Origin of the sequence: Albidovulum sp. (assembly GCF_049646345.1) — a bacterium.
Lineage (GTDB): Bacteria > Pseudomonadota > Alphaproteobacteria > Rhodobacterales > Rhodobacteraceae > Albidovulum.
This window is the reverse complement of sequence record NZ_JBARVQ010000787.1, coordinates 1-2,838: the sequence shown is the minus strand read 5'-3', so window position 1 is coordinate 2,838 and position 2,838 is coordinate 1. Positions and strand designations below refer to the sequence as shown.

The 2,838-nt window shown below is 62.2% G+C and carries 1 pseudogene; it reads left to right on the top strand.

The features are described 5' to 3' along the window. A pseudogene (locus WBB85_RS20725) lies at nt 1-2,838 on the top strand (hypothetical protein); the annotation flags it as partial.

The following is a 2,838-nucleotide window of genomic DNA, read 5'->3' as shown; positions in this document are numbered from 1 at the left end:
TTCCGACCTCAATGCGATCATCTATTGCGACCCGACCATTGCGCGCAACGATTGCCGGGGCGATGCGGTGGACCGGCCTGCTTTGTCACATGAGCCAGGCTTTAACGCCTTTCGCGAATTCTCGGTCTTCTTTCATGATGAGCTGAAGACTTTCTACACCCGCAACTTCGAGGAGCTGGAACATTTCGGCCAGCTTGCCGGGGTCAAGGACGGGTTTGCCATCAATTACGGTGCCTCCGGTATGGGGTCGCTTTTGCTGGCAAACCGCAAGGGGCTTGGGCCTGCCTCCGAATGCGCGGAATGCATGTATGAGGAGTTTTTCCTGGCCTCATGGGCCAATGGCGACCCGGCCCTTCTGGAATGGTATGCAGACGATCCGTCGAACGTCCATCATTCCTACCTCAATGACCCCGTCGTGTTCCGCAACTTTCACGCTGGACCGAAAGAAACGCATGTTTTCCACCTGCACGCGCATCAATGGTTTGCTGGCAACGATCCCAGCCGGGGGTCGTATCTCGACAGCCAGACGGTCTCTCCGCAGCAGGGCTTTACCTACAATATCTATCACGGTGGCCTGCGCGGGCTTGATGGGGCCGAACGCGGCTGGTGGGATACACAAGGGTCGGGCAATCGCAATCGAACCATCGGGGATTCAATCTTTCACTGTCATCTCTACCCGCATTTCGCGCAAGGAATGTGGGCGCTCTGGCGCGTGCATGATGTTCTGGAGGACGGTACCCGCAAGCTGCCCGACGGCCAGCCGACCGCCGAACTGTCCACGCGCTTTCCGACCGCCGAACAACGCGGCCACAGCCGTCCGGGATCGATTGACCGGCTGACCGGCGCTTGGATCGGGCCCGAGGAGGGCGATCCGGATCAGACCATTGGCACGCCCGTGCCCGCGCTGATCCCCCTGCCGGGTGAGCCGCTGCCCCTGCTGCCCACCTATGCCGAGGCCGACGATGTTGACGACACCGGCGATGCGCCGGTGCTCAAGGCCGATGCCAAGACACCGATGCCCGGTTATCCCTTCTATATCGCCGGTCAGTCGGGCCATCGCCCGCCGCAAGCCCCGCTTGACATCGCGCGCGGTTACGACGGCGGCGCAATCACCGATGAAGGTGCGACGGGCATCGTCGCCGAGGTAGACGGTCGCACCATTGGCGCGGAATGGCTCGACGGTGGTATCGGGCGGCATGTCGTAACAGACGGATCGCGACGGGAACTTGGCTTTTCGCTGCCCGACACGATTTCCGATCATCTCGAACCCGCCGCCTTCGACGCTATGACCGAGGAAGAGCGATCCGCCTTGACCTATCAGATCGTCGCCAAAGCGTTCGCTCTTGGAGACCTCAGCGCCCATCTGACCGAAGCAAAGATCGAGACCCTTCCAAACGATGGCACAAGGCTGGAACGCGGGGCGATGGGGTTCCATTTCAACGGGCGGCTTTACCGGGCCGACGGGCTGAACGCCGGACTGAGGTTGACGGATGCGGCGGGGACCGATCTTGCCGATGCACCGGTCAACGGCCTTTATCCAACAATCCATGCGCGGTTGCCTGATGGATCGGCAGCACCCAATCCGAAGAACGCCTGGCCGGTCAACGGCAATGCGCCAAAACCCGGCGCGCCCTTCGCCGATCCCTGTGGTGCCACTGCGCCGGAAGCCCGCGCTGTGACGCCGGGGGTGGATCCGTTCATGCGGACTACTGAAGGCGACGAGGCGTATTTCCGCGACCCGTTGCTTGTGGGGTACCGTCGTTACGAGGTTTCGGCCGTCCAGCTCGACATGATCGTGAACCGCGCGGGCTGGCACGATCCGCAAGCGCGGATCAATGTGCTGAGCGCTGAAAGCGACCGCTTCAAGGAAGCGGCAGGGGTCGAACTGAAATCGATCTCTCCCACGATCAGCGACACGGAGGAGCCGTTCTTCTTCCGTGCGCTGTCGGGTGAGTGCATAGAATTCCGACACACAAACGAATTGCCGAAGGATCTGGAACTGGACGATTTCCAGGTCCGGACACCGACCGACACGGTGGGCCAGCATATCCATCTGGTGAAATTCGACGTGACCTCATCCGACGGGTCCGGCAATGGCTGGAATTACGAGGACGGCACCTTCGCCGCCGATGAGCTTGCCACCCGCCGCTGCGCATCTGCCGGCAATGTGACGCCGCTGGAGGATGCCGGGGGGATCACGCTGAACGACGGGGAGTGTGTTGGGGCAGAACCGGCGTTCCACGACATCTGGCGGCTGAAACGGAGCGAGTACCCGGATCGTTTCCAGACCACCGTGCAGCGCTGGTTCGCCGACCCGATCCTGACGATGAACGGCGATCCGGACAATCCGCAATTGCGTGACCGGACGTTGCGAACGGTCTTCACACATGACCATTTCGGTCCTTCCTCGATTCAGCAGCATGGCTTCTATTCCGCGCTGGTGATTGAGCCGGGTGTCGGGGTTCCGCCCGGCTCGTTGCAGCAACCGGACGCCACTGGCGATGTCGGGGTGCAGATGGAGCTTGCCACCATCTGCACACCCGACGGCGCGGATTGTGTCGGGCCGATACCCGAGGCCGACCGGCTCGGTTCCGTCGCTTGGGGCGGTGATGTCTGGGACGGCACAAAGCGCCGCGTGCGGATGCAGGGTGACAACCCTTCCCACCCCGACTATCGAGAATTCGCTCTTTCCATTGCTGATTTTGCCCTGCTCTACGATCCGCGCGACCGGACCAGTGTGGCGGAGCTTGAGGCGTCAGCGGGCCTTGGCCCCGATGGCATCGCCGGGCCGGAAGACCCGCCATTCGCCGATCCGTTCGGCATGGGGCAGATCTATTG